The 24,539-nt window shown below is 67.8% G+C and carries 23 protein-coding genes and 2 pseudogenes; 23 read left to right on the top strand and 2 right to left on the bottom strand.

Annotated features, from left to right (window positions below; translation table 11 throughout):
* Nucleotides 1-295: 295 nt before the first annotated feature.
* The 16 genes and pseudogenes from IPL40_15105 (at nt 296) to IPL40_15030 (ending at nt 12,790) form a co-directional block, all read left to right on the top strand.
* Nucleotides 296-685 carry a hypothetical protein gene (locus tag IPL40_15105; protein ID MBK8482468.1) on the top strand — a complete coding sequence of 130 codons (390 nt, stop codon included), beginning with the start codon at nt 296-298 and terminating at the stop codon, nt 683-685.
* A gap of 83 nt (nt 686-768) precedes the next feature.
* Nucleotides 769-2,246, top strand: a pseudogene (locus tag IPL40_15100) (baseplate J/gp47 family protein).
* A gap of 170 nt (nt 2,247-2,416) precedes the next feature.
* Entirely contained in the window at nt 2,417-2,785 is a 369-nt protein-coding gene (locus IPL40_15095; GenBank protein MBK8482467.1) for a hypothetical protein, read from the top strand.
* Nucleotides 2,786-2,795: 10 nt separating this feature from the next.
* A complete protein-coding gene (locus IPL40_15090) occupies nt 2,796-3,491 on the top strand; it encodes a hypothetical protein (protein MBK8482466.1) in 696 nt (231 codons plus the stop codon).
* On the top strand, nt 3,491-3,886 hold the full coding sequence (locus IPL40_15085) for a hypothetical protein (protein ID MBK8482465.1): 396 nt from the start codon (nt 3,491-3,493) through the stop codon (nt 3,884-3,886). Before IPL40_15090 ends, IPL40_15085 begins: the two co-directional genes overlap by 1 nt.
* Nucleotides 3,887-5,223, top strand: a pseudogene (locus IPL40_15080) (phage tail protein). It begins immediately after the preceding gene.
* A gap of 130 nt (nt 5,224-5,353) precedes the next feature.
* A complete protein-coding gene (locus IPL40_15075) occupies nt 5,354-5,632 on the top strand; it encodes a metal/formaldehyde-sensitive transcriptional repressor (protein MBK8482464.1) in 279 nt (92 codons plus the stop codon).
* Nucleotides 5,629-7,563 carry a cadmium-translocating P-type ATPase gene (cadA, locus tag IPL40_15070; protein MBK8482463.1) on the top strand — a complete coding sequence of 645 codons (1,935 nt, stop codon included), beginning with the start codon at nt 5,629-5,631 and terminating at the stop codon, nt 7,561-7,563. Before IPL40_15075 ends, cadA begins: the two co-directional genes overlap by 4 nt.
* A 102-nt stretch (nt 7,564-7,665) precedes the next feature.
* Entirely contained in the window at nt 7,666-9,570 is a 1,905-nt protein-coding gene (locus IPL40_15065) for a hypothetical protein (protein ID MBK8482462.1), read from the top strand.
* 7 nt (nt 9,571-9,577) lie between these two features.
* Nucleotides 9,578-10,096, top strand: a complete 519-nt coding sequence (locus IPL40_15060; protein ID MBK8482461.1) for a hypothetical protein — start codon at nt 9,578-9,580, stop codon at nt 10,094-10,096.
* Between the two features lie 44 nt (nt 10,097-10,140).
* The gene (locus IPL40_15055) at nt 10,141-10,830 is read left to right on the top strand and encodes an N-acetylmuramoyl-L-alanine amidase (GenBank protein MBK8482460.1); all 690 of its coding nucleotides are present in this window, start codon (nt 10,141-10,143) and stop codon (nt 10,828-10,830) included.
* Between the two features lie 17 nt (nt 10,831-10,847).
* Nucleotides 10,848-11,081 (top strand): hypothetical protein, encoded by a 234-nt coding sequence (locus IPL40_15050; protein MBK8482459.1) that lies wholly within the window; start codon nt 10,848-10,850, stop codon nt 11,079-11,081.
* Nucleotides 11,082-11,275: 194 nt separating this feature from the next.
* Nucleotides 11,276-11,545 (top strand): hypothetical protein, encoded by a 270-nt coding sequence (locus IPL40_15045; GenBank protein MBK8482458.1) that lies wholly within the window; start codon nt 11,276-11,278, stop codon nt 11,543-11,545.
* Between the two features lie 12 nt (nt 11,546-11,557).
* Complete coding sequence (locus IPL40_15040) at nt 11,558-11,860, top strand: hypothetical protein (protein ID MBK8482457.1); 303 nt, start codon at nt 11,558-11,560, stop codon at nt 11,858-11,860.
* A 74-nt stretch (nt 11,861-11,934) separates the two neighbouring features.
* The gene (locus tag IPL40_15035) at nt 11,935-12,600 is read left to right on the top strand and encodes a hypothetical protein (GenBank protein ID MBK8482456.1); all 666 of its coding nucleotides are present in this window, start codon (nt 11,935-11,937) and stop codon (nt 12,598-12,600) included.
* The gene (locus IPL40_15030; protein ID MBK8482455.1) at nt 12,587-12,790 is read left to right on the top strand and encodes a hypothetical protein; all 204 of its coding nucleotides are present in this window, start codon (nt 12,587-12,589) and stop codon (nt 12,788-12,790) included. The genes IPL40_15035 and IPL40_15030 overlap by 14 nt, the downstream gene beginning before the upstream one ends.
* Before the next feature lie 25 nt (nt 12,791-12,815).
* Here the strand turns inward: IPL40_15030 and IPL40_15025 are convergent, their stop codons facing one another.
* Nucleotides 12,816-13,490: a cation transporter gene (locus tag IPL40_15025; GenBank protein MBK8482454.1), complete on the bottom strand. Its 675-nt coding sequence runs from the start codon at nt 13,488-13,490 to the stop codon at nt 12,816-12,818.
* A gap of 87 nt (nt 13,491-13,577) precedes the next feature.
* Here IPL40_15025 and IPL40_15020 point away from each other — a divergent pair, with 87 nt between their 5' ends.
* The 6 genes from IPL40_15020 (at nt 13,578) to IPL40_14995 (ending at nt 22,043) form a co-directional block, all read left to right on the top strand.
* Entirely contained in the window at nt 13,578-13,994 is a 417-nt protein-coding gene (locus tag IPL40_15020; protein MBK8482453.1) for a BlaI/MecI/CopY family transcriptional regulator, read from the top strand.
* Between the two features lie 46 nt (nt 13,995-14,040).
* On the top strand, nt 14,041-15,009 hold the full coding sequence (locus IPL40_15015; GenBank protein MBK8482452.1) for a hypothetical protein: 969 nt from the start codon (nt 14,041-14,043) through the stop codon (nt 15,007-15,009).
* A gap of 199 nt (nt 15,010-15,208) precedes the next feature.
* Nucleotides 15,209-16,447, top strand: a complete 1,239-nt coding sequence (locus IPL40_15010) for a TolC family protein (protein MBK8482451.1) — start codon at nt 15,209-15,211, stop codon at nt 16,445-16,447.
* Nucleotides 16,444-17,625, top strand: coding sequence for an efflux RND transporter periplasmic adaptor subunit (locus tag IPL40_15005; GenBank protein ID MBK8482450.1), 1,182 nt, complete (start codon nt 16,444-16,446; stop codon nt 17,623-17,625). The genes IPL40_15010 and IPL40_15005 overlap by 4 nt, the downstream gene beginning before the upstream one ends.
* Nucleotides 17,626-17,635: 10 nt before the next feature.
* Nucleotides 17,636-20,809, top strand: a complete 3,174-nt coding sequence (locus IPL40_15000; GenBank protein MBK8482449.1) for an efflux RND transporter permease subunit — start codon at nt 17,636-17,638, stop codon at nt 20,807-20,809.
* A gap of 70 nt (nt 20,810-20,879) precedes the next feature.
* Complete coding sequence (locus tag IPL40_14995) at nt 20,880-22,043, top strand: transposase (protein MBK8482448.1); 1,164 nt, start codon at nt 20,880-20,882, stop codon at nt 22,041-22,043.
* A 629-nt stretch (nt 22,044-22,672) separates the two neighbouring features.
* On the opposite strand, the gene IPL40_14990 is transcribed toward IPL40_14995, so the two are convergent.
* Complete coding sequence (locus IPL40_14990) at nt 22,673-22,813, bottom strand: hypothetical protein (protein MBK8482447.1); 141 nt, start codon at nt 22,811-22,813, stop codon at nt 22,673-22,675.
* A gap of 108 nt (nt 22,814-22,921) precedes the next feature.
* On the opposite strand from IPL40_14990, the gene IPL40_14985 reads away from it, so the two are divergent.
* Nucleotides 22,922-23,692 (top strand): metallophosphoesterase, encoded by a 771-nt coding sequence (locus IPL40_14985; protein ID MBK8482446.1) that lies wholly within the window; start codon nt 22,922-22,924, stop codon nt 23,690-23,692.
* The last annotated feature ends 847 nt before the right edge of the window (nt 23,693-24,539 follow it).

Raw genomic sequence — 24,539 nt, 5'->3', positions numbered from 1 at the left:
CGGCGTCATCGACCGCGCCACGAACCTCGACGACGCCGGGCTCATGGCCATCGCCCAGTGCGCCCAGGCGAACGTCGCCCAGGAGGCCGCGAACGTCGGCAAGAGCCTCGCCGCGCTCGGCAAGCTCTTCGGCCTCATCAACCTATTCCTGGGCATGGTGGGTGGCCCCACGATCCCGGACCTCTCGAACTCGCCGGGCGCCCGCTCGACGACGTCATTCCGCCCATCGACGCGATCATCGAGGCGCTCCAGACCGCGCGCAGCGCGGTGCCGGTGCCGTGAGGAGAAGACGACCATGAGCGACGCACCGACCGGCCTTCTCACGTCCTTCCGCCGCGACAAGAAGCGCGACTTCGCCTCGGGCTCCGGCGCGGAGCTGCTCGCCTCCAAGGTGCTCGAGGCGCTGATGACCGAGGGCGCGACGCCGAGGTCGTCCGGCGAGCTGCCGTGGAGAACCTCGTTCGGCTCGGGGCTTCACCTGCTCCGACACCAGCGCAACGACGACGCTCTGGCCGCGCTCGCCAGGGTCTACGTTCGCGACGCGCTCAGCCCGCTGGGTGCCGGAGGCCGAGCCGAGGCCACTGCTGTTCGGGACGGGGCGACGCTCCAGCTCAAGGTGCGGTTCCGCGAGGCGAGCCAGCGGCAAGGAAGAACCGCCGAGGTGGCGCTCACGCTCGAGGGCTGACGAGCTGTCCCCAATGAGGCTCGCGGGGGCTTTGCTCCAACGGAGGAGCACCGTCCGTGGCCCTACTGCCGTCCAGCCTCGACATGACCGACAAGGACTTCGACGCCTTGCGCGGTCGGCTGATCGCGCTCGTCCGGAGCGTCTTTCCGGACTGGTCCGACTTCGCGGTCGCGAGCTTCGGCAACGTCCTCATCGAGCTCTACGCGTTTGTCGGCGACGTCGTCACGTACTACCTCGACAACCAGGCTCGCGAGTCGCGGCTCGTCACGGCCACGCAGCGCAAGAACGTGATCGCGCTCGCCCAGATGCTGGGCTACCGGCTGCACGGCGCCCGCGCGGCGACGGCCGAGGTCGTCTTCTCGATCGCGCGCCCAGCCGCTGCGGACGTGCGTATCCCGGCCGGAACCGTCGTCCGCACGCGCGAGGTGACCGAGCCGATCCGTTTCAGCTGCTCGCCGACGTGGTGATCGCCGTGGGCGCGACGCAGGCTCCGGGGGTCGTCGAGGACTCGAAGACGTACACGCAGCTCTTCGATACGCGTGGGCTCCCTAGCCTCGACATCGCACTCGACCACGCGCCCTACCTCGACGACTCGGTCAGCGTCTCGGCCGCCAACGGCAGCTACACCGAGGAGGACAGCCTGCTCGGCTCAGGACCGAACGATCGGCACTTCCTGGTGCTGGTCGACCAGAGCGATCGCGCCACGGTGCGTTTCGGCAGCGGCACGAGCGGCGCGCCGCCGACGGGCACCGTGACGATCACCTACAAGACCGGCGGCGGCGCTGCGGCCAACGTCGACGCCGACCGCGTCGTCGTCGTGGAAGGCACCTTCAGCGACGCGCACGGCCGGGCGGTGCAGGTGTTCGCCACGAACCCCGAGCCCGCCTCCGGCGGCACCGATCGGCAGAGCGTCGCCTCCGCGAAGCTGCTCGCGCCCGAGAGCCTGCGCACGCTCACCCGCAGCGTCACGCGCGAGGACTTCGAGGTGAACGCTCGCCGCGTTCCGGGCGTCGCGCGGGCGCTGATGCTCACGTCGAACGAGGACTCAACCATCCAGGAGAACAGCGGCGTCCTCTACGTCATCCCCCAGGGTGGCGGCCTGCCGACGCCGGCGCTGAAGAACCTCGTCTTTCAGCAGGTGACCGAGGTCTACCCGTCCACGCTCACCTTCCAGGTCTCCGTACAAAGCCCCGTCTACAAGCGCATCGACATCGAGGCGCGCGTGTACCTGCGCCAAGGGCAAGCGCCAGCGACCATCCGCGAGCGCATCAAGCAGAACCTCCAGGCGATGTTCCGCGTCAGCGAATCGGACGGCACGCCGAACCCGCTCGTCGACTTCGGCTTCAACGTGAAGGACGCAGACGGCAACCCGGTGGGCGAGGTGTCCTGGTCGGACATCTTCAACGTCATCCGCGACACGGAGGGCGTGCGCAAGATCGGCGACCTCCACGGCGACCTCAAGCTCAACCGACTGCCCGCCGACGTGCGCTTGGCGATCCGCGAGTTCCCCGTGCTCGGCACCGTCACGCTCGTGAGCGGCGACACCGGAGGCATTCTCTGATGCCTCTCCTGAACTCGAGCTTCGAGGATGCGGGCGCCAATCCAGGAGACGCCGACCACTGACCCCTGACCTTCGTCGCGGCCGCCAGGTCGCGGCTCGGCCCCGTCCCGCACCGTGCCTGGGACTTCGAGCGCTGGTCGGAGCTGAAGCTCAGCTTCGGTGCCGGCGACTTGGCGATCGCGTTCTTCGATCCGCTCGCTGAGGGCTTCGAGGACTTCGAAGACGCGTGGGACAACGACCACTACCTGACGGAGCTGCCGAGTGGGCAGGTCGCCGTCTGCCCGTTCGGCGGCGGCGCGGTCGAGGACCTCGAGGCCGGCTGGGCCAACGACGCCTACGTGACCTCGTGGGCTTCGGTCACCGCGGTGACCGGCATCTTCGACGGTGAGCCGCGCGAGGACTTCGAGGACCAGTGGCGCTCGAACGAGTCCTTCGCGTTCACGTGGGCTGCTGTCACCTCGGCCCCGGCGATGTTCGACGCCGGAGCGCAGAGCCGCGAGGACTTCGAGAACGGCTGGACTGCGGCAACGACCATCTGAGGAGACACGCATGGCACAGGCAGACTGGACCTTCCTGAACGACGGACTCGACATCGCGACCGTGGATCGCGGCGTGACGGCCGGCATCGCACGCCCGCCCGGTGGCGGCAGCTTCCTCTACGCCTTCAACTCGCTCGCCGCCGTGCAGGGTGCCGTCGCTCTCTTCGCGAACCTCGTCGACTTCGCACCGATGGCCAAGGGCGCGTCCATCCGCGGCTGCATTCAGCGTGGGCCGAGCGGCGGTCCGATCGGCTTCTCGCCGTTCTTCTTCCTCGGCTGCCAGGGCAACTCGGTGAACGACACGGCGTACCTGCTCGGGCTATCCGACGACGACCCCCACCGCATCGTGATCCGCAAGGGGATGGTCTCGACCGGAATCCCCGACGCAGAAGGGCCGGGCGTGCTGCTCGCTTCCGGCGAGAGCTTCGAGATCGGCACGTGGCTCCATCTGCGCCTCGACGTCATCGTGAACCTGAACGGCGACGTCGTGCTCAAGGTCTTGAGGAACGACCTCGTCGCGCAGCCGCTCGGCACGCCGCCGAACTGGCAGCCCGTGGCCGGCATGGCCGAGTTTATCGACGACAACACCGGCATCAACTCCGGCAGTCAGCCGCTGACCTCCGGGCGCGGTGGCTTCGGCGTGATGGTGAAGGACGCCACGCGCCGCTCCTTCTTCGATCACGTCGAGCTACTGAGGCAGACCTGATGGAGCTTGACGCCTTCACGAGTCGCCTCGGGCTCGGCCAGGGGCGCCTGAAACCCGTGACCGTCCCACCGGGAGGCGGCGACTGGGCGTTCGTGCTGGGCGAGGACGAAGCAGCTCGCCTCTTCGAACTCACGGAGGGCGACCGCGCAGACGTCGTTCAGGACACGGACCTTACCGGAGTCGACTTCGTGCGCGCGCACTTGGCGTTGCGAGTGCCCGCGGGCCTCCCGGTCACGCTCGCCTGGGAGGCCTCCATCATCGTCGACGGAGCGAAGCTCGCGACGTTCACGGCGAAGCCCGGCCGCACGCGGACGTTCACGGACCTCGCCGCGAACGTCTCGAAGCTCTCGGGTCTGCACCAGATCGGTGTCCGACTCGAGCTCGTGGGGGTGTAGATGCCGATCCTCGAGCTGCCCGGGCTCGTCGTCGACAACGTCGCCGCGGTGGTGGCGCCGAGCCCGCTCGCGCTCATCAACCGCGACCCGTGTCCCGGCGAAACCGGCGTGCCAATCGACAGCACGGTCGGGCTCGAGCTTGTCGATACCGGACTGGATGGAGTCGATCGGGCGGCGACGCGCGTCTTCATCGGGGGAGTGCTCGCGTTCGACGGCAGCTTGGTTCCCGAGGTGCGTCCCGGCTTCGATGGTCCGCGCGCCTCCGTCGCGGAGACCGCCGACACGCTGCGCCTCGTGCTCGACCGGGCGACGCCCTTCGCCAGCCAGGCGGTCGTCAACGTGCGCGTGGTGTCGACCCTGGTGGGCGGCGCGGCGGATCTCGACGAGGTCTACTCGTTCGCGATCGAGGACCGAACCGCTCCGCGGGTGGTCGCGGCCCAAGCGACCGCCCAGAAGATCGTGCAGGTCGGGTTTGATGAGGCCGTGGTCGCTTCCGGCGCAGCAGCGTTCACCTTCGAGCCGCTCGACTTCCCGGCGGTGCCGATCACCGTCATCGGTGCCGAGTCCCTCGGAAGCGTGGTGCGGGTCGACCTCGACACCGAGATGACCCCGGACGTCCGCTACCGCGTGATCGCGGCCTTGGTCACGGACGTCCAAGGCAACCCCGTCGAGCCGCCCTTCGATCAGGCCGTGTTCGTCGGCTTTCGGCCAGCGCGTCCGCAGGGGAGGCGGTTCGACCTGTGGTCGATGCTGCGAAACACAACCGCCGCACCGATGCGACCGGAGACTTGCGACGCTTCATCGCCTGCCTGCAGGAGACACTCGATCTCCTGCTCGCGGAGGCGGATCGGTTCCCGGATCTCTTCGATCTCGAGCGCGCCCCCGAACCATTTCTCGATGCCATCCTCGCCGACCTCGGAAACCCGTTCCCTTTCGACATCGATGCCCTCGGCAAGCGCCGTCTGGCCTCGGTGCTCGTCGAGATGTACCGGCAGAAGGGAACCGCGGGCGGCATCCGAAATGCGATCCGCTTCTTCCTCGGCATCGACGTCGAGGCCATCACGCCGTTCACGGGCACGACCCTCGTGCTCGGCGAGTCGGAGCTGGGCGTCGACTGGGAGCTGGGGCCGTCGGACCGCTTCGCCCGGTACGCCTTCGACGTCACGGTGGGGCTCCCGCTCGCCGACACCGAACGCCAGCAGCTCCGGGCGATCGTCGACTACATGCGACCGGCCCACACCCACTTCGTGGACCTCATCGAGCCCGGACCGCCGCCCACGTTCGAGCACTGGGAGCTGGGGGTGAGCGAGCTCGGGGAGACGAGCGACCTACACTGAAAGTTGCAAGCCGCCTCCCGGGAGAAGCCCCAGGAGAGCGGGTTCGGCAACGGCCGGATGGGTGGCGTCGCCGACCGAGTAGGCACGCTGTCTCACTGGGCAACCATACCCCCCTATGGTATAGAGGCGCATGGCCCATCTCCAGCGAGACCGGGAGAAGTTGCTCGCCCGCGTGAAGAAGATCCGCGGGCAGCTGAACGCGGTCGAGGCGGCGATCACTGAAAACGACGACTGCTCGCGAGTCCTGATGACGCTCGCGGCCTGCCGTGGCGCGCTCAACGGGCTGATGATCGAGATCCTCGAAGGCCACATCCGTTTCCACGTCGTCGATCCGGCGCAGCGGCCTGAGTCGAAGCGCGCCCAGGCGGCTGCCGAGCTGATCGAAGTCCTGCGGACGTATCTCCGATGACTGAGGAGGCGATGGGCGCACCCAAGGAACAGCCCGGCGACGAGCACGAGCACCACCTCGACGCCGCAGAGCTGATCCGCATCGGCCTGGTGGCGCTCGCGGTACTGGCGAGCTGGTTTCTCCCGTGGCGCCCCGTGGCCCGTGTCGAGTTGATCTCGCTGGTGGCAACCGTCGTGGGCGGTTTCCCGATCTGGAAGGAGGCGATCGGGGCGGTGCTCAAGCGGCGGATGACGATGGAGCTGTCCATGACGATCGCCATCGGTGCCGCGCTCGCGATCGGCGAGAGCTTCACCGCCGCCGTGATCGTCCTCTTCGTGCTCGTTGCCGAGGTGCTGGAGCACCAGACCGTCGGGCGCGGACGGAGGGCCATCAAGCAGCTGACTGACCTGCTGCCGCGAACCGCGACCGTGCGCCAGGGAAGCAGCGAGCACGAGGTCGGGATCGCCGAGATCCATCCCGGCGACGTCGTCGTCGTGAAACCCGGTGCGCGTCTTCCTGTCGACGGCGAGGTGGTGGGCGGCCACAGCTTCGTCGACCAGGCGACGATCACGGGCGAGTCGCTGCCCGTAGAAAAGGTCCCAGGCGCTCGGGTGTTCGCAGGCACGATCAATCAGTCCGGTGTCCTCGAGATCCGGACGTCAGGAATCGGGCGCGACACGGCGTTCGGACAGATCATCGAGGCCGTCGAGCGCGCCGAGCACGCGCGCGCACCGATCCAGAAGACTGCTGATCGGCTCGCCGGGTATCTGGTCTACTTCGCGCTCGCGTGCGCCGGGCTTACGTTCCTCGTCACCCGCGACGCGCGCTCGACGATCTCCGTGGTCATTGTCGCGGGCGCGTGCGGGATCGCCGCCGGAACCCCACTCGCCATCCTGGGCGCGATCGGTCGCGCCGCACGACTGGGATCGATCGTGAAGGGCGGGCTGTACTTGGAACGGTTGGGGCACGTCGACACCGTGGTGCTGGACAAGACCGGCACGCTGACGCTTGGCGTCCCGGAGGTCGTCGCGATCAAGCCGATGCCCGGCGTCGACGAGCACGATTTGCTGGAGGCTGCGGGCATCGCCGAGAAGCGATCAGAGCATCCGCTCGCGCGAGCGGTCCTCACGCGTCTGGCGAGCGCCCCTCCAGAGCCGGAGCACTTCTCGTACACGCCGGGCATGGGGATCGTGTGTGCTCACGGCGGCACACAGATCGTCGTCGGAAAACGAGCGCTGCTCGAACAACAGCAGGTGGCTCTCGACACCTGTCCACCGGCACCCGCCGCGCTGACCGAGGTGCTGGTCGCACGAGCCGGGACGCTGCTCGGAGCCATCCACATCGCCGACGTGCTGCGGCCGGAAGCCGTCGCGGCGGTTGCGCAACTCCGCGCCCTCGGCCTGCGGACCGTGCTCCTGACCGGCGACAGCGCGGCTATCGCCGAGGCCATTGGCGAACAGCTTGGTGTCGACGAGGTTGGCGCCGGGTTACTGCCCGAGCAGAAGCTGGAGCGCGTGAAGGTGCTGATGGCCGCCGGCCGCCAGGTCGTCATGGTCGGCGACGGCGTGAACGACGCGCCCGCCCTGACCCAGGCAGACGTTGGTGTGGCGATGGGCTCGGGCACCGACGTGGCGAGAGAGAGCGCGGACGTGCTGCTGCTGGGCAACGATCTCCTGAAGCTCGTGGAGACGCTGCGCATCGCTCGCTCGTGTCGTCGCATCATTCTGCAGAACTTCGTCGGCACCCTGGTCGTCGACGGAGTCGGCGTCGGGCTTGCTGCGTTCGGACTGCTCAACCCGCTCCTCGCCGCCTTCATCCACGTGTCGTCTGAGCTGGCCTTTATCCTCAACTCGACCCGCCTCCTGCCTCGCCCGGCGGCGCGTGAGACCGGGAAACTGGTGACCGAAGCGTTGCCCGTGCCAGTGGCACGCGAGGGCCGCCCCGCGGCCTGACGTCGGCCCGGGCCGTGCTCGACCTGGCGCCGCCCTGACACTGTCCCCGTTCAGGTCGGGGCCGGCTTTGCCCTCGTGGAGGCTCATCTCCGAGGGCAGCCGATGGCCGACCGTCTCGACTACTACTTCCGCCAGCGCGTGAGCGAGGCCGAACTCGACCTCGCGTTCGAGCTGCTCGAGAAGGCCGACCGCAACCTGGCGGCAGACCTCGGCGTCTTCGGCGTCATCAGCGGGGCCGAGCCCACGCCACATTCGCCGGTCCCCGATCTCACGATCGATCTGACGGCGCCCGGCCGGGCGTACGACAACCTCGGCCAGCGCATCTTCTTCGGCACCGGGCAGCGCGTCGACTGCGCCGTGGACGACTCGGGGATCCCCACCGAGGTCACGGTCGCCGGCAAGGAACGCTGGCTCGGGGTGTTCCTGCGGTTCGACCGCCTGCTCTCCGATCCACGCACGGACGGCAACTCGCAACAGGTCTACTTCCGGCGCGACGAGTCGTTCGAGCTGGTCGTTCGCCAAGGACCCGAGGCGAACATCGGCACCGCCCCGAAGGTGCCGCTCCAGCAGGACGAACTCCTCGTCTGCGACGTGCTGCGTCGACAGGGGCAGACGCAGATCATCTCGGGCGATCTCGACACCTCGCGCCGGCAGGCGTTCATCTTCGCCACAGGCGACGCGGTGCAGATCGTGTCGGGGCTCTGGGCCGTCATCGCGCCCGCGGTGAACACCGCCCAGGCCGCGCTCGACTCGGTGGACTCCCTGCTCGCGGGGCACTTCGCGGGCACGGCCAACAAACACGCGGCAGCAAACGTCACCTCCACGGCGCACGGCTTCGTCGCGGCGACCAACGTGCAGGCCGCGCTCGACGAGATCGTGGACGACCTGTCGTCGGCCGTGGCAGGAACGCCAGGCGCCTCGAAGGTCGGTGCCGATGCGGTCGCTGGAGCGCCGAACGCACTGCCCGCTGGAAACGTCGACGGCCAGCTCTCGCAGCTGCTCGCCTTTCTGAACACGCACGTCGGCGCGGTCACCGGTGCTCACAACGCGAGCGCCATCGCAGCGACGGCCCACAACAACATTGGCGGCATCAACGTCCAGTCGCAGCTCCAGGAGATCGTCACCGACCTCGCCGCAGTCGCTGCCGGGACGGCAGGCTCGACGCTGGTGGGCGTGGATGCGGTTGCGGGCGCGCCGAATGCGCTGGCCGCAGGAACGGTGCGCGCCGGGCTCGCAGCGCTTCTCGGGTTTATCAACACGCACTTGAACCAGGCGGCGGGAGCGCACGTCGCCTCGGCGATCTCGGTCGCGGATGCCGGCGGCAACCTCAACGCCGTGAACGTGGAGACCTCGCTCGCCGAGGTCGTCGATGCCTACGAGGGTGACCACTTCCGCGGCAACGAGGCGAACCCGGGTCAGCACCGAACGATCCGCCAGCCGGCGCTCGGTGGCTCGAAGGCGCTCATCCTTGATTCGAATGCGTCGGGCACGGCGCCGACGCACCTGCGCATCTACGCCGACAGCGATTCGCTCTGGTTCACCCTGAACGCGTCGTGGAACGGCAGCGCCTGGGCGCGGGACAACACCGGCTACTTCTCGGGCGGCTTCCGCATGTCGCGGAGCGAGATCGAGTTCCTCCACGAGAACAGCTTCGCCGCGACCTTCACCACCTGGTCGCGCACGTGGAGGCTGCCCATGAGCAGCACCACGAACTCCGCGTTCGAGATGAGCGGCTCGGTGCAGGAGATCGGGCGCCTGGGGATGGAGTGGACGAACGCCGACACCGCGACCCGAACGCTCGCGGGGGGTGGCTCGGTGACCTTCCGGAACCGGTTTCCGGCCACACCGTCGTCGCTCACGTTCTCGGTCTTGAACGCGAACGGATCCTTCTCTGGAAGCCCGAGCTCTTACTTCGCCGACCGCGATGGGTTCGGTTTCTACAGCTACCAGAGCATGCCGTCGCTCTCGACGTTCTGGTGGTTCGGCACGTACACGGCGGTCGCGTGAGGTTCCCATGGCCATCTACGAAGTAACCAGCACCGAGGTCGTCCAGCGCTGCGGCAAGTGCAGCGCCGAGAACCGCATCGCGATGGGGGTGCTGAAGGTGGGCGTCGCCCACGAGGCCCAGACCGACCCGCGCACGATTCCGTTGCCCGCGTGCCCCACGTGCGCGTCGACGGAGTTCCTCATCCGGTCGCCGGATGATGAGCCCGAGTACCCGGCGCCGGGCGCGTTCGGGCATCTGCACCGGCTGCTGGTCGATGAGCTCCACGCCGAGCTCGTGAAGACCGACAAGGTCATCCCGGCGTTGCTCGATTCGCTGGGCCGGGCAGACCAGACGCTTGCGCGGCCGGTGGCGAAGGCCACGCGGGATCGCTGGTTCCCCACCGGCATGAAGATCGAACGGCCGACCGTGGAGGCGGCGCTCGAACCGGTGCCCGTCGTCGTGGAGCCCGTCCTTGCCCCGGAGCCCGAGCTCGGGCCCGAACCTCTGCTGGAGCCGGTGGTCGCACCGATCGAGGAGAGCAAGTGACTGGCCTCGTCGTTGGCGGCGTCGCTACCGGTGCGGCGGAAGGCATGGCCGTCCGGACGTTCCTCGAGGACGGCGTCGTGCGCTTCGCCTCGAAGGGCAAGCGCACGCGCGCGACCGAGCTCGTCATCCACGAGACCGTTACGCGCAGCGTGGCGTCGACGATCGCCGTCCTCCAGAAGCGCGGGCTCAGCGTGCATCTGGTGATGGGCCCTGACGGCGAGCTCACGCAGCACGGAGACCTCGCGACCGAGGTGCTCTGGCACGCGGGGAAGGTTCACAACCGACCCTCGTTCGGCGTCGAGGTCGTGAACCCGTACTACCCGCGGAACCTGAAGCCCGGGCTTCCGTGGTCACGCGTGATCGATGCGCCCTGGGCCCACGAGGGACGCTACGTGCTGCCGACGGCGGCGCAGGCTGAAGCGGTGTGTTCGCTCATCCGCTGGACGACGAGCTCGCCGGCACCCGGCATCGAGGTGCCGCGCACCTGGGTGGGGCTGAACAAGGGTGCGATGCAGCTCGGCCCCGTGGCGGCTGCGGCGAAGCCCGTCGCCGGCGTGCTCGCGCACCACTACTTCGGGCACGCCGACGGCGCGTGGCTCGTGCTCTACGCTTGGATGCGCCTCCAAGCCGGGCTCGCTCCGGAGGTCGCGTTCGAGGAGGCGGTTCGTCGAACCACGGGCGCACGACGGTCCGTCGACGTCTGTGATCTCTTGCCGTCAACGCCCGTCGCCTGAGCTGGAGGGAGATGACGATGGACAACGAGTTCACCTCTGTCGCTGCGTGGCTTCAGGCCACCGGACCCTACGGCCTCGTCGCGGTTCTCGGCTGGGCCTTCTGGCGCGTGAACGAGAAGAAGGACCGCGAGCTCAAGGCGCTGCACGAGAAGATCGTCGAGCTCGCCGAGGCTCAGACCGCCGCCGTCATCAAGGTCGAAGCGGCTCTCGTCGCGCTGCGCGACGCCATCGACGAACTGCGCGGACGGTGACCGCAAGTCGGGCGACAGCTGCGCCCGAGTGCAGGTTCCGCTCCAGGTCCCGCCCCCACATTCCCGCGAGTTTCCGCCCTGTTTTGGGTGTCCCGCAGCGAGGTCGATTCTGCGGCGAATGGCCTTGAGCTGTTCCGAAAGCGACGCCTGTATGTCCTCGACGCTTGGACATCCCGGGCGCGGAGGAAACGACCATGAACGTGAAACAGCTGATCGAGATACTGGAGGACCTGGACCCCGACGCGGAGGTCCTGCTCATGAGCCAGCAGAGCTGGCCATTCGAGAACGGGATCGCCGGGGTCGCGGTCCGTGAGGACCTCGTCGAGGACGACGAAGACCTCGATGACGAAGAGCGCGAGGAGCCCCGGTTCGAAAAGGGCACCGCCGCGAACGACGTCTTCATCGTCGAAGGCCAGCAGCTTCGCTACGGCAGCAAGGCCGCGTGGGACGCGGCTCGCCGCTGAAGGAGAACGACCATGAAGAAGACCATCGGCACCGTCACCACCTACCACGGCAGCGAGCACGCGTACCTGCGCGGCCACAAGGTCCGCATCGTCGCGGTGATGAAGGGCGCGGCCTCGCCCGACCACGACCCGGACAAGGACGGCACCTACCTCCGCGACGAGGAAGACGTCGCGCGCGCCGGCGGCATTACCGCCGACGACCGCATCGAGGTGCAGCCCTGGATCGAACAGGAGGGGCGCTTCAGTTTCGTCGCCAGCGACCCCAGAGCGATTGACCTCGGGTGCTTCAAGCACCTCGCGAGGAAGACCAAGTGAACTGAACCCGCCCGGTGCGACTCGCCGGGTGGTCCGGCGGGTGGCTTCGAGCGCAACCGAAGAAGGAGCCCGCCATGAACAGTAACACGCAGAAGACCCTGAAGAGCATCGAGACGCTGCGCCTGCCCGAGCTGCAGGCGCGATTCGCTGAGATCGTCGGAGAGGCCAGCCGCTCGCCGAACCGGAAGTTCCTCCTGCGCCGCATCGGGGAGGCGCTCGCCGCCCGCGGCAACGACGGCGCGACCGAGGCGCCGAAGCAGGAGCCGAAGGGGAAGGGCCGCCGCCGCGCCGAGAAGCCCGCCCCGACGCCGGAGGCCGCGCCCGAGGTCGCCAACGACGCGGCGCCGCCCGCGCAGACGGAGGCCGCGGAGGTGCCGCGCCCGCGCGGACGCTTCACCGCGATGAGCGTCGAGGAGCTGCAGGCGAAGTACCTCGAGGCGGTGGGTCGCGCCACGGGCAGCGATGACCGGCGTTACCTCATCTGGAAGATCCGCGAGGCCGAGAAGGGCCGCATCCCGGTGGGCCCGCGGCCCGCGCGCACGGGCGAGCCCGCGGACGTGAAGATCCTGCCGCTGCGCCTCGAGTCCGCGATCGTCGAGCGCATGGACGACGCCTGGCGCACGCGCGGCATCAAGAACCGCATGGAGTTCTTCCGCCGCGCGCTCGGGCACTACCTCACGCACCTCGGCGCGGAAGACGCGGCGGCGATGTTCGCCACCGGAACCGATGTCGCCGGCTGAGCACGACAAGCGACGGCTGGTCGAGTGGCTCCGGGCCGAGCTGGCCCGGGCCACCGGCCGTCGGTACCGCATCGACCTCGACGCGCTCGACGCCGAGAGCCTGCGCGAGCTGCAGCGCCTGCTGCACGACCTCGACCACGAGAAGCAGGCGGCCGTGAACCGCGCGCGGCTGATGCCCTGGACGAGATAGACCTGCACGACCGCCCGCTCGGACCTCAACAGCAGGCCTTGCCGTTCCACGCCTCGCGGGCCTCGCGGCCGACGAGACCCGCGATGACCAGCGCCGCGACCGGGTCGGCCCACCACCAGCCGAAGAGGCCGTTGAGGCCTACGCCAGCGAGCGCGGCGAGCGAGAGCCACCAGCACGCCGTCGTCTGGGCCGCGTCTGCCGTCATCGCCTCGCTGCCAAGCTCGTGCGCGATCCGCCTCTTCGCTCGAGCAAGCCAGAGCATCACCGCGACGGAGATGCTCATCAGCACGACGCCCACGAGGCTGAACGACGGACGATCCGCTGTCGACAGCGTGTGGACCGCGTCGAAGGTCACGTAGACAGCGAGCAGGAACAGCGAAGCCGCGACGAGTCGACGTGCCCGGTGCTCGACCGCGTCGAGCCGCTCGTCCGAGAGACGACGGTCGCGCTCCGCGCGTATGCGCCAGATCATCACGAGCGCCGAAGCGCATTCGACGAAGCTGTCGATCCCAAATCCGAGCAGCGCGACGCTCCCGGCAATTACCGCCGCCGCCACGGCGATGACGCCTTCGACGACGTTCCAACCAACGGTCAGGTACTCGAGGGCCAGGGCGCGCCGGAGAGCCCCCGGGCGGGCGTCGTTAGTCTGGCGGGACGTGCCGCATTCGCATGCAGCTTCGGTCGGGGTCACGTGAGCCATGGGCGGCACCGGCAGGGGACTCGACATCGGGTTGGTCTTCATCTACTATAGCAAGTAGTACATGCGCCACAACACCGGGATCGCGCCATGACCTTCCGCGTTCGGTCAGGAAAGAAGGGCATCGAGCTTCGTCTTCACGAGCTCGAGGCTGCCATCATGGACGTCGTCTGGACGAAGAGTCTGTCGGGATTCGCGGTGAGCGAAGTCGTAGCGGTTCTTGAGAAGCAGCGCGACATCGCCTACACGACGGTGATGACCACGCTGGGCCGCCTTCACGAGAAGGGGCTGCTCGCACGCGAGCGCGAAGGCAAACGGTACTTGTACACACCGAAGCTCTCGCGCGAGGAGTTCCTCGAGTCCACGGCACGCGAGGTCCTCGATGGTGCGGTTGGCGAGCATCATGCGCTTGCAATGCTGGTGGAGAAAGTCTCGGAATCATCGACCACAGAGCTCGATGAACTCGAGGCGTTGATCCAGCAGCGGCGGCGGGAGCTCGAAGCATGACCGAGGCTGCGTTTCCGCTCTTGGCACTGCCTTCGTGATGCTCGTCGTGCTGCCAGCGTACGCGTTGCTGGCCAAGGGCATCCTTTGGATTCTGGAGCGAAGAGAATCGGGTGGCGCGCTTCGCCGGCTCAACTCGAGGTACCTGGTGCTCATCGGCTCGAGCGCGGTGCCACTCGTCTGGTTTCTCTCGGCGGGTCTTCACCAAGCGGAATCCGGGTCCGTCGTCGCGTGTCTCTTCGACCACAAGGCTGCCGCGCTATGCTTCGAGCCCGGATTCTTCGCCGTGACCCTGAGCGTCTTGTTGATTGGGCTCTCGGTGAAGAGCGTCCGTGCGACCAAAGGCCCCCAACTCGCCGGCTCGGCACGAGCTCGAGGCCTCGCGCAACGTGCTGAGGAAATCATCGCTGCCCACGAGTCGTTGTGTGACCTCGCTGGACGAATCGCCGTGACTGATGATCCGGGGTTTGCCCTGGGAACGCTGGGGACCTTTCGACCGAAGGTCGTCCTCGGACTTTCCTACGCCGAGGCGTTGCACGATGAGGCGCTCGCGAGCGCGCTCGGGCACGAGGCCGAGCATGTTCGCGCCCTTGACCCGCTTCGCTACCTGGTGCTCTCGATCGCCCTCGCCGCGAACCCCTTTGGACGCTGGCTACTTCAGCCTCATGCAAGCCGCTGGCTGGCGGCACGCGAGGCCCACTGTGACCGAGAAGCTGTCATCCGAGGCGCGGCGCCCTTGTCGCTGGCAGAAGCGCTCGTGCAGGCCGCGCGCCCGACGAGACCCGAAGCCGTAGCGCTCGGGGCCCGCGACACCACGGTCTTGAAGCTCCGCATCGGATTGCTGTTCGCCTTCGCTGAGAAGCGCCCCGTGCCCTGTTGCGGACGCGGTCTTTCGGCCGTTTCAACGGCCTTCCTGCTGCTCGTGATCGTGTCGTTTCTTCCACATCACACCGGTACGGAGGCGCTCGACGCTATCCACGCCGGCGCCGAGCACGCGTTCACCTACTTCTGGCGCTGAGGAACTGATGGCTCGACTTCATCGAACTCGTCTGCTCGCAACTACTACTCGGTTTAGTAGATTCCCGCTCGCGATCGCGCTGAACTTGCTCGCCAGCGCCTGCGCCCATGGTGGACCCGGCGCGCGTTCGGCACGCGAGGCGCCGGCTCCGCACCTTCGCGCCGTCGCGGACGCTCACGCTGAGTCGGGCGCTGTTTCAGTGGACGCAATCCCGGATCCGGCTGCGACTCAGGACGTCACCCTCGGTGGCATCCTTGCGTACGCGGATCAGTATTCCCCCGTCCTGGTCGTGGCGCGAAGCACGCGCTCACGAGCCGAGGGGGCGCGCGTCGCTGCGTCTCCGCTCCTGCCGGCGAATCCAGAGGTCTCGGTCGCCGCGGGTCCACGCTTCGGTTTGGCCGGAACCGGTGTGGACGTGGATGTGGCGCTGATGCAGCAGATCCAGATCGCGGGTGAGCGTGGCCTGCGCCTGGACGCTGCGGACCGTTTTCGCGACCTGACGAACGCCGAGATCGAGCAGATCCGTTGGGCGGTTCATTGTGAGGTGCATGCGGCCTTCCACCGCGCGCTCGTCGAGCGTGAGCGTGGCCGTCTCGCAGAGCGCGTGGTCGCGTTTCAGGAAGAGGTACTCCGCGTTGTCGAGCGCCAAATTTCTGCGGGCGAGACGGCGGCCTTGTCCCTGCGCCTCGCGCAGGCGGAGGTAGCGCAGGCGCGTCAAGTACTCGTCGGCGCGCAGCAGGCCCTTCTTGCTTCTCGCATACGGCTGGCGCAGCTGGCCGGCTGGCCTGCGTCACGCCCCCCGAATCCGGCCGGCTCTGTCGATGCCCCACGCGACCCGCCGCCCCAGGAGCGCCTCATCGCGGTTGCACAGCAGAGACTTCCCAGTCTGCGTGCGGGGGGTGCCCGCGTTCGAGAAGCCGAGGCACGCGTTAGTTTGGCCGACCGCGAGGCGTGGCCCCGACCCTCCCTCGGAGTGCAATACCGGCGAGAAGGGAACCCGACGGACGAGGGCGCCTACAACGTCGTGATGGGCGTCGTCTCGATTCCAATCCCGATCTTTCAGACAAACCAAGCTGAGCGCGCTCGCGCACGTGCGGATGTAACTGTCGCGGAGGCCGAGCTAGCTGCAACGCGGACGCTGCTCGAAGGGCAAATCGCCGAGGCGCGCAGCGAGGTCATCGCCGCGGCTCAGCGAACGCGCGCCTATGGGACGGAGATCCTTCCGCGCTTCGAGGAGAACCTCACGCTGCTGCGGCGCTCCTTCGAGCTTGGCGAGATCGACATTCTGGCCCTTTCGACGGGCCGAGAGCGCTTCCTCCGAATCCAGAGCGACGCGCTCGGCGCCCAGATTGACTATTTCTTCGCGTTGGCCGGCCTCGAGCGGGTCGTGGGTGTCGACCTCTGGCGCGATGACCACCACGAGGAGAGCACTCCATGAACCGCACGTTCGTCACTTGCTTCTTGATCGTCACACTGACCTCCGCCTGCAAGAAGGGCGCTGAGCCCGGCCATACCGAGGCGCGCGAGCACGGTGAAGGTACGGGGCACAGCGAGGAGGGTGAGCACCACGACGAGGGGCACGGGAACGAGGTTCGAATCTCGCCAGAAGCGGCCGAGCGCGCGGGGATCCGAGTCGGACGTGCGGAGAAGCGGGCGCTCACCGGCGGCGTCGCCATCCCGGCCGAGATCCAGTTCGAGCCCAGCAGCACGGCCCATGTAGCGGCCCTCGTCTCGGGTCGAATCACGAAAGTTGCGGTGGCACTCGGTGACCGTGTCCGGCGCGGGCAGCTTCTGGGGGTCGTCGCGTCGAGCGACGTATCTACCGCTCGCTCTCGTCTCGACCAGGCTCGTGCGCGTCTCACCGCAGCAGAGTCCACGCTCCGACGGCAGCAGCAACTCTCGACGGAGGGTATCGGAGCCCAGCGCTCGCTCGTCGATGCCGAGGCCCAAGTTGGAGAGCTTCGCGCCGAGGTAGACGGCCTTCGTCGGCAGCTCTCCGTGTTTGGGTCGGGGAGTGGCGGAGAGCTGGCGTTGACCTCGCCCATCGACGGGGTCGTCGTCGACCTGCACGCCACGCTCGGCGAGGCTGCGATGCCCGAGCAACCCGTGTTTATCGTGACGGACCCGACCAAGGTCTGGGTGCGCGGCAATGTTCCTGAGCTTGAGATTGCACGCGTCCAGTCGGGGTCGGCAGCACTGGTGCGACTACACGCGTTTCCAGATCTGTCGATGCCAGGGACGATCACCTACGTCGCGCCGGCTCTCGACGAACGGACCCGTTCGCTGCCAATTCGCGTCTCCCTGCAAGCGCCAGATGCTCGCCTCCGCAGCGGGCTCTTCGGGAGCATTGAGCTGCTTGGCGGCTCCGCCGATGAGCGCGTGGTCGTAGTGCCCGCCGATTCGGTTGCCCAGCTCGATGGTCAGAACGTCGTCTTCGTGCCGGCGGACGAGCCAAACACATTTCGGCCGCAGCCAGTAGCTCTGGGACGTCACGCGGGCGGCTATTTCGAAGTCCGCTCAGGCCTTTTAGAAGGCGCCAGCTTCGCGTTGTCCGGTGCCTTCACGCTGAAGAGCGCCCTTCGGAGCGGCGAGCTCTCCGAAGGCCACGAGCACTGAGAGGACCACGATGAAGAATCTCGTCGAGCTTTGCCTCAAGTGGCGCCTTCTCGTTCTCGCCCTGGTCGTACTCGTGGCGGTCTTGGGCGTCCGAAACGCATTCCACCTGCCGATCGATGCGGTCCCGGACATCACCAATGTCCAGGTGCAGGTGTTGACGAACGCTCCGGCTCTCGGCCCTGTCGACGTCGAGCGCACGATCACGTTCCCGGTCGAATCGTCGATGAGCGGGCTTCCGGACGTCGAGCAGATTCGCAGCGTCTCCCGGTTCGGACTCTCGGCCGTCACGGTCGTGTTCGACGAGGGGACGGATCTGCTTCGCGCGCGCCAGCTCATTTCAGAGCGTCTCACGCAGGCGCGCGAGCGGCTTCCTGCTGGCATCTCGCCCGAGCTCGGACCGCTTAGCTCGGGGCTCGGCGAGATCTTCCAGTTCGAAGTTCGGAGCGATCGGGTGTGCGCAGCGGGGCAGCCCGATACCGAGCAGTGTCACACTCCGATGGAGCTGCGCTCGGTCCTCGATTGGTTTGCCGCCTACGAGCTCCGCTCGGTCCGCGGTGTCGTGGAGGTCAATTCGTTCGGTGGCGAGCTGAAGACCTACGAAGTAGAGGTGCTGCCGGACCGCCTCCGTGCGCTCAGCATCTCCCTCAACGAGCTCTTCGAGGCACTCGAACGGAACAACGCGACGGCGGGTGGTGGGTACCTCGTGCGCTCGGGCGAGCAGCTCCTCGTCCGAGGCGAAGGCCGTATTCAGAGCCTCGACGAGATTGGCGACGTCCTCATCGAGACTCGGGAGGATGGAGTCCCGGTTCGCGTACGCGACGTCGCGCGCGTTCACCTGGCGCCGATGATTCGGCAGGGGGCGGTGACACGGGACGGACGCGGTGAGGTGGTGACCGGCATCGTGATGATGCTGGTCGGCGCGAATGGTCGCGAGGTCGTCGAAAGTGTGAAGGCCAAGCTCGCGCAGATCTCCCCTTCGCTCCCGCAAGGTGTCCGAATCGACGTGTTCTACGACAGGGCCGACCTGGTCAACCGAACGATCAAGACGGTGGGAACGAATCTCGCGGAGGGAGCTCTCTTCGTCATCGCGGTCTTGTTCCTGCTCCTCGGCAGTGTGAGGGGCGGACTGATCGTTGCTGCCGCGATCCCGTTTTCGATGCTCGTCGCGTTCACGGCAATGAAGCTCCTGGGCCTTTCAGGCAATCTCATGAGCCTCGGAGCCATCGACTTCGGCATCGTCGTCGACGGCTCGGTCATCGTCGTCGAGAACGCGGTGGTACATCTCGCCGCTGCCGCGCGCGGTCGCGGTCGACCGCTGAGCTACTCGGAGGCTGCAGAGAGCGTGCTCGGCTCGACGCTCGACGTGAGCAAGGCCGCGCTGTTCGGACAGGCCATCATCGTGCTCGTCTATGTGCCGATCCTCACGCTGGCCGGCATCGAGGGCAAGATGTTCAAGCCCATGGCGATCACCGTCCTCTTCGCCCTGATCGGCGCGGTGGTGGCGTCGATCACGTTCGTGCCAGTCCTTGTCGCCACGTTCATGCGTCAACACACGGAGGAGAAGGAACCGTTCGTCGCCCGCCTGCTTCATCGTGTCTACCCGCGCCTCCTCGAGCCGCTGATGCGAATGCCGAAGAAGGTCATCGGCATATCCCTTGCGCTGCTCACGCTTACAGGACTCGTTGCGTCCCAGATGGGGGCCGAGTTCGTTCCTCGTTTGGACGAAGGCGCCCTCGCCATCCAGGTGCTCCGGCTTCCGAGCGTGTCCCTCGAGGAGAGCGTGCGGAGCGCGACGCGCTTCGAAACCGTGATGCGCGAGTTCCCCGAGGTGGTGACCGTCGTCTCGAAGACCGGACGAGCAGAGATCGCGACTGACCCTATGGGTGTCGAGCTGTCGGATGCGATCATCATCCTGAAGCCCCACGACGAATGGCAGACGGCGCGGACGCGTGAGGAGCTGGTGCAACGAATCTCAGCTCGCCTGACGGAGGCACTCCCGGGTCTGGGCTTCTCCTTCTCGCAGCCGATCGAGCTACGCATGGCCGAGCTCATCAGCGGTACGCGATCGGACGTCGCGATCACCCTCTACGGCGATGACCTTGCCACACTGGAGCGCTTGAGTTTGCAGTTACAGGCTGCCGTGCGGGGGATTCCCGGCGCCTCTGACGTTCGTGGCGAGCAGCTCGCCGGTCTGCCCACGATGGAGGTGACCGTCGACCGCGCGGCAGCCTCGCGTTACGGCGTCTCCGTGCGCGATGCACTCGACGCGATCGAGGCCATCGGCGGTCGGGGAGTCGGGGAGGTCTACGAGGGCGAGCGGCGATTCCGGCTCCAGGTGCGCGTGCCTGCCGCGCTGCGCGACGACATCGACGAACTGCGAAACCTTCCGGTGAGCGGAGCGAGCGGCCCCCTCGTTCCTCTAGGACAGATCGCCAGCATTCAGATCGTGGACTCGCCCGCGAGCGTGAGCCGCGAGAACGTGCGGCGGCGAACCAACGTCGAGGTGAACGTTCGAGGACGCGACCTGGCGTCCTTCGTGCACGATGCCCAAGCACGTATTCAGAGCCAGGTGCCGATGCCCCCCGGCTATGTGATCCGCTGGGGAGGGCAGTTCGAAAACTTGAGCGCCGCCACGGAACGCCTTGCGGTCGCGGTGCCGCTCGCGCTCGGCCTCATCTTCGTCCTGCTCTACATGGCCTTCGGGGAGCTGAAATCCGCCCTGCTCATCTACCTGAACGTCCCCTTCGCCGCCGTCGGTGGCGTTTTCCTACTCGCCCTACGAGGCATGCCGTTCTCCATCAGCGCCGGGGTGGGATTCATCGCTCTCTTCGGTATCGCCGTGCTGAACGGCGTCGTCCTGCTCACCACCGTCAAGAAGTTACGCGAGCAGGGTCGCTCGCCTGTGGAAGCTGCGCGGGAAGGTGCCGAAGCTCGCCTTCGAGCAGTCGTCATGACCGCGACAGTGGCGGCGCTCGGCTTCATCCCGATGGCGCTGTCGTCCAGCGCAGGGGCTGAGGTTCAGCGCCCGCTCGCGACGGTCGTCATCGGCGGACTCGTTAGTGCGACGTTTCTGACGCTCTTCGTTCTGCCCACCATCTACGCATTCGTGTATCGCAAGGACGAGCCACAACAGCCGCCTGGCCCAGAGGCCCAGGGGCTCGACGAGGAAGGCGCTCCAGCATGAGCGACGTCGACCTACTGGACCGGCATGCCATGGGGATCTCCGCACGGGTACGCCATGTTATCGAGGCCCCATGCTTGCCCTGCTCCTGCGCACGACGGAGTTCGTTTTCTACCACCTGCTCCTTTCGCTCGTGGACCGCGTGAGCCGCCTGCCGCGTGACACGACGGTGCCCGAAGCGATGCGGCTCTACCGCGAGAACATCGCGCTCAAGGCCCAACTTGACGCGCTCGAGCGGCGCCTCTTCCTCATGGAGGGCAAGCCGAAGCGTGTCCCGCTCGGGCTCCGGGCGGCGCAGGTCTTCGCGTACCTGCTCACCCGCGGCGACGAGCCATTCCAGCGCTACTCCCTCTCGGCGCCCCGGACGACCATCATGCGCTGGGCGACGCGGTTCCGGTCGCTGCGACGGCGGCTTCAGCCGGGCGGTCGCCCACCGCTCGATGCCCAGATCGTCGAGCTCATCGTGACGCTCAAGCGCGAGAACCCGGCGTGGGGCCAGCGCCGAATCCGCGAGGAGCTGCGGCGCATGGGGATCCGCGTGAGCGAGCCAACGATCGTGCGCATCCTTCGCGAGCATGGCTTCTCGCCGCAGCCGGGCCGCAGCATCTCCTTCGACCGCGTGCGGGCCGCCGCCAAGGACGCCCTCTGGGCGCTCGACTTCTTCGCGGTCAAGACCGCGAAGGGTGTCTGGCTCCAGGTCCTCCTCGTCATCGACATCCACACGCGCGAGCTGCTCGACCTCCGCGTCTACGACGGCTGGGACGTGGACTCCGCGTGGACGAGCCGGATGTTCAACGCGATCCTCGGTCGAACCAAGCGGCAGCCCGTCGCCGTTGTCCATGATCATGGCCCGCAGTTCCTCGGGCAGTTCCAGCGGCAGATGCGCGTGCTCGAGGTCGACGAAGAGGTCACGCCGGCCCGCATCCCCCAGATGAACTGCTACGCGGAGCGGGCGATCGGCTCCATCCGCCGCGAGCTGCTGCGGCACATCCGCGTGCCCGATGCGGCCGAGCTCCAGTTCTTTCTCGACGAGTACCGGCGCTACGCGAACACCGAGCGCGCACACCAGGGGCTCGATGGACGGACGCCCGAGGAGGTGTCGAGCGCCGCCCCCGAGGCCGAGGTCATCGACCTGGCGGCGATGCGCTCCCGTCGACTGGAGCGGCGCGAGTACGCGCACGGTCTGCTCCACGGCTACACCCTGGTCGAGGGCGACGAGCGGCGCGCAGCGGCGTAGGGTCTGGGCTGGCCACCGCCGGGCTGAGAACGATTCCTTTACTACCGGCGCCTGGGCGGACGGGATTCGTGTGTCCGCGGTGCGCTCGCATCGTGTAGGTTGCTCGGCGAGATGTTCGGCGAGCACCTCCAGCGCGACGATGTTCGAGTCGGGACCAGCTCTGCGCGGGTCGGTTCCGTGCCGTTCACTCGCCGATCGAGGTTTCTTGGGATCTGCCGGGTGCTACCGGCGAATGGGGTAGCATTCTCGGGTCGTGCCAGGCGCCATCACGCAACCCAAGGACCAGGCTGGGGAATTCGCCTGAGAACGAGTTGAATCTCGGCGCCCCGACCTGAGAACTTGGTTGGTGGGGCCGACCGAATGGGGAGCCATTTTTGCCCAAGGCCAACCACCTTGGGCGCCAGGTAAACAGAGGGCCTCATCGGGATGACCGGCGAGGCCCTCTTCTTTTTGCCGTGCTTCCGCAGGGTCTTGCGGCATCTCGGTGATCGGCGCGTGCTCGATGGACGGTGACGCTCAGAGCACGACGTCGCTCGCGAGCTGCTTCGCGACGCCCGAAGAGCGGCTCTGAGGGGCTCAGACCGGGCGCGGCTCTCTGCGCCGCGTTTAACAAGGCGCGGCTCTGAGCTTTACAGCTCGGCCAGCAGCCAACCAGCCACCGACCGGTTCACAGCACCCACGTCGTTGATGTCGCGCGCCTTGTCGTCGTCGCGGGCGGTGTTCAGAGCACGGGCGCGAAATGGATCGGTCTGCCGTTCCGCTGCCGCCAACCGAAACGGCTCTGGGTTAGCGCAAGCTGTAAAGCTCAGAGTCCCAAGGCCGACGGCCGCGCTCGCGCGCTTGGACGACTCGCGAAGTCCGGGCATGGTGGACGGGTCATGATCATCTGCGCCGCCGGCGACATCCACGGAGCCCTCGACCGGCTCTACGAGGACGTCCTCGGCTTCGAGGAGTCCCTCGGCGTGCGCTTCGAGTGGGTGCTGCACGTCGGCGACTTCGGCGTATGGCCGGACGAGGCCCGGATCGACAAGGCCACCAGAAAGCACGATGGCGCAGGTGACTTCCCCGTGTGGTGGTCCGAGCGCGGGGCAGCCCCGCGCCGCACCCTGTTCATCAAGGGCAACCACGAAGACTTCGTCTGGCTCGACGCGCAGTCCGACACTGAGGTGCTGCCGAACCTTTTCTACCTGCGCAACGGGACGACGTTCGACCTGGGCGGGCTCACGGTCGGTGGCGTCGGCGGCTGCTACGGCCCCTCGAACTACGAGCGGCGCTCGAAGGATCTCCAGGGCTACGCCAAGCGGCACTACACCCGCGAAGACATCGACGTGCTGCTCGCGCGGCGACGCGTCGATCTCCTCCTCACCCACGACGCGCCGGCGGGCGTCGTGTTTCCTCGGCACCGGCGCGGTCTCAACTGGGCGAGCGAGGCCATCGGCCTCGACGACCTCGTGCGCGGCACTCGTCCCCGCGTCTGCTTCTTCGGCCACCACCACACCCGCCTCGACTCGCAGATCGACGGCGTGCCGTGCATCGGCCTGAACAAGGTGCGGATGCCCGGGAACCTCGTGGCGATCGATGTCCCCGAGCGCGGACGGGACTGGACGGTGCTCGGGAGTGGCCCCAGGAGACTACCCGGACGCCGTTGAACCTGTGACCGTAGGCCCCGGCCAGAGTGTGCATGCACGCTTCGCCAGGGCCTTCCCTCTGTGCCAACGTTGGCTGAGACAGCCGCTCCTCGATATCTTTGTACTGACGGCGGAGAAACGGTGTCCCCAGCGTGCCCAAGCCATCCCCAATACCAGGTCGAGAGGTCGCCGCCGAGAGCGACGGCAGGCGGCGTGGAGCCGGGCGTAGCAAGCTCGCCGCATGAGGCCGTGGCGCCGGGCGCGCGACGGCAGTTCTCTGCAGCCGAGAAGCTGCGGCTAGTGAAGGCGGCCGACGTGGCCCTCGCGAGCGGCGAGCGCGGCGCGCTGCAGGCGATGATGCGCAAGGAGGGCATCTACAGCTCCCACCTCGCGACGTGGCGGCGGCAGCTCGGCGTGCGTGGCGAGCCGGCCTGGCCTCGCGCAAGCCGGGCCGCAAGCCGAAGCTCGACGCCAAGGACCGCGCGCTGCTCGCCGCCGACCAAGGAGGTCGCCCAGCTCGAGCGCAAGCTCCGGGTGGCCAACGCGCTCATCGACCTCCAAAAAAGCACACGAGCTACTGGGCCTCGCGCTTCCCGAGCCGCCCGAGGACGAGACCTGATGCGGCTCGTCGAGCAACGCGAGGCCCGGTGTGCCGGTCAGCGCGGCGTGCGCGCGCTTGGCGTGGGCCGCGCGTCGCTCTATCGGTGGCGTCGCCCAGCCCGGCACCGCCATCGCGCGGCGTCCGCGCGCGACCCCGAGCCCGCGTCGCTCGACGACGCCGAGCGGCAGCGCTATTCTCGATGCGCTCCACAGCGCCGAGTTCGCCGACCAGCCGCCGACGGAGGTGTACGCGACGCTGCTCGGGCGC

Source organism: Pseudomonadota bacterium (genome assembly GCA_016711215.1).
GTDB lineage: Bacteria > Myxococcota_A > Polyangia.
Note: the sequence above shows the minus strand (reverse complement) of the source record. Positions and strands in the feature narration are given on the sequence as shown.

What these genes read in the sequence shown, in the direction of transcription:
- IPL40_15065 (MBK8482462.1), top strand. Translation starts at nt 7,666, where the DNA reads ATGGCCGACCGTCTCGACTACTACTTCCGCCAGCGCGTGAGCGAGGCC.
- IPL40_15055 (MBK8482460.1), top strand. Translation starts at nt 10,141, where the DNA reads ATGGCCGTCCGGACGTTCCTCGAGGACGGCGTCGTGCGCTTCGCCTCG.
- IPL40_14985 (MBK8482446.1), top strand. Translation starts at nt 22,922, where the DNA reads ATGATCATCTGCGCCGCCGGCGACATCCACGGAGCCCTCGACCGGCTC.
- IPL40_15020 (MBK8482453.1), top strand. Translation starts at nt 13,578, where the DNA reads ATGACCTTCCGCGTTCGGTCAGGAAAGAAGGGCATCGAGCTTCGTCTT.
- IPL40_15075 (MBK8482464.1), top strand. Translation starts at nt 5,354, where the DNA reads ATGGCCCATCTCCAGCGAGACCGGGAGAAGTTGCTCGCCCGCGTGAAG.
- IPL40_15090 (MBK8482466.1), top strand. Translation starts at nt 2,796, where the DNA reads ATGGCACAGGCAGACTGGACCTTCCTGAACGACGGACTCGACATCGCG.
- IPL40_15050 (MBK8482459.1), top strand. Translation starts at nt 10,848, where the DNA reads ATGGACAACGAGTTCACCTCTGTCGCTGCGTGGCTTCAGGCCACCGGA.
- IPL40_15105 (MBK8482468.1), top strand. Translation starts at nt 296, where the DNA reads ATGAGCGACGCACCGACCGGCCTTCTCACGTCCTTCCGCCGCGACAAG.
- IPL40_15035 (MBK8482456.1), top strand. Translation starts at nt 11,935, where the DNA reads ATGAACAGTAACACGCAGAAGACCCTGAAGAGCATCGAGACGCTGCGC.
- IPL40_14995 (MBK8482448.1), top strand. Translation starts at nt 20,880, where the DNA reads ATGCTTGCCCTGCTCCTGCGCACGACGGAGTTCGTTTTCTACCACCTG.
- cadA (MBK8482463.1), top strand. Translation starts at nt 5,629, where the DNA reads ATGACTGAGGAGGCGATGGGCGCACCCAAGGAACAGCCCGGCGACGAG.
- IPL40_15060 (MBK8482461.1), top strand. Translation starts at nt 9,578, where the DNA reads ATGGCCATCTACGAAGTAACCAGCACCGAGGTCGTCCAGCGCTGCGGC.
- IPL40_15085 (MBK8482465.1), top strand. Translation starts at nt 3,491, where the DNA reads ATGGAGCTTGACGCCTTCACGAGTCGCCTCGGGCTCGGCCAGGGGCGC.
- IPL40_15040 (MBK8482457.1), top strand. Translation starts at nt 11,558, where the DNA reads ATGAAGAAGACCATCGGCACCGTCACCACCTACCACGGCAGCGAGCAC.
- IPL40_15030 (MBK8482455.1), top strand. Translation starts at nt 12,587, where the DNA reads ATGTCGCCGGCTGAGCACGACAAGCGACGGCTGGTCGAGTGGCTCCGG.
- IPL40_15005 (MBK8482450.1), top strand. Translation starts at nt 16,444, where the DNA reads ATGAACCGCACGTTCGTCACTTGCTTCTTGATCGTCACACTGACCTCC.
- IPL40_15025 (MBK8482454.1), bottom strand. Translation starts at nt 13,490, where the DNA reads ATGGCTCACGTGACCCCGACCGAAGCTGCATGCGAATGCGGCACGTCC.
- IPL40_15000 (MBK8482449.1), top strand. Translation starts at nt 17,636, where the DNA reads ATGAAGAATCTCGTCGAGCTTTGCCTCAAGTGGCGCCTTCTCGTTCTC.
- IPL40_15045 (MBK8482458.1), top strand. Translation starts at nt 11,276, where the DNA reads ATGAACGTGAAACAGCTGATCGAGATACTGGAGGACCTGGACCCCGAC.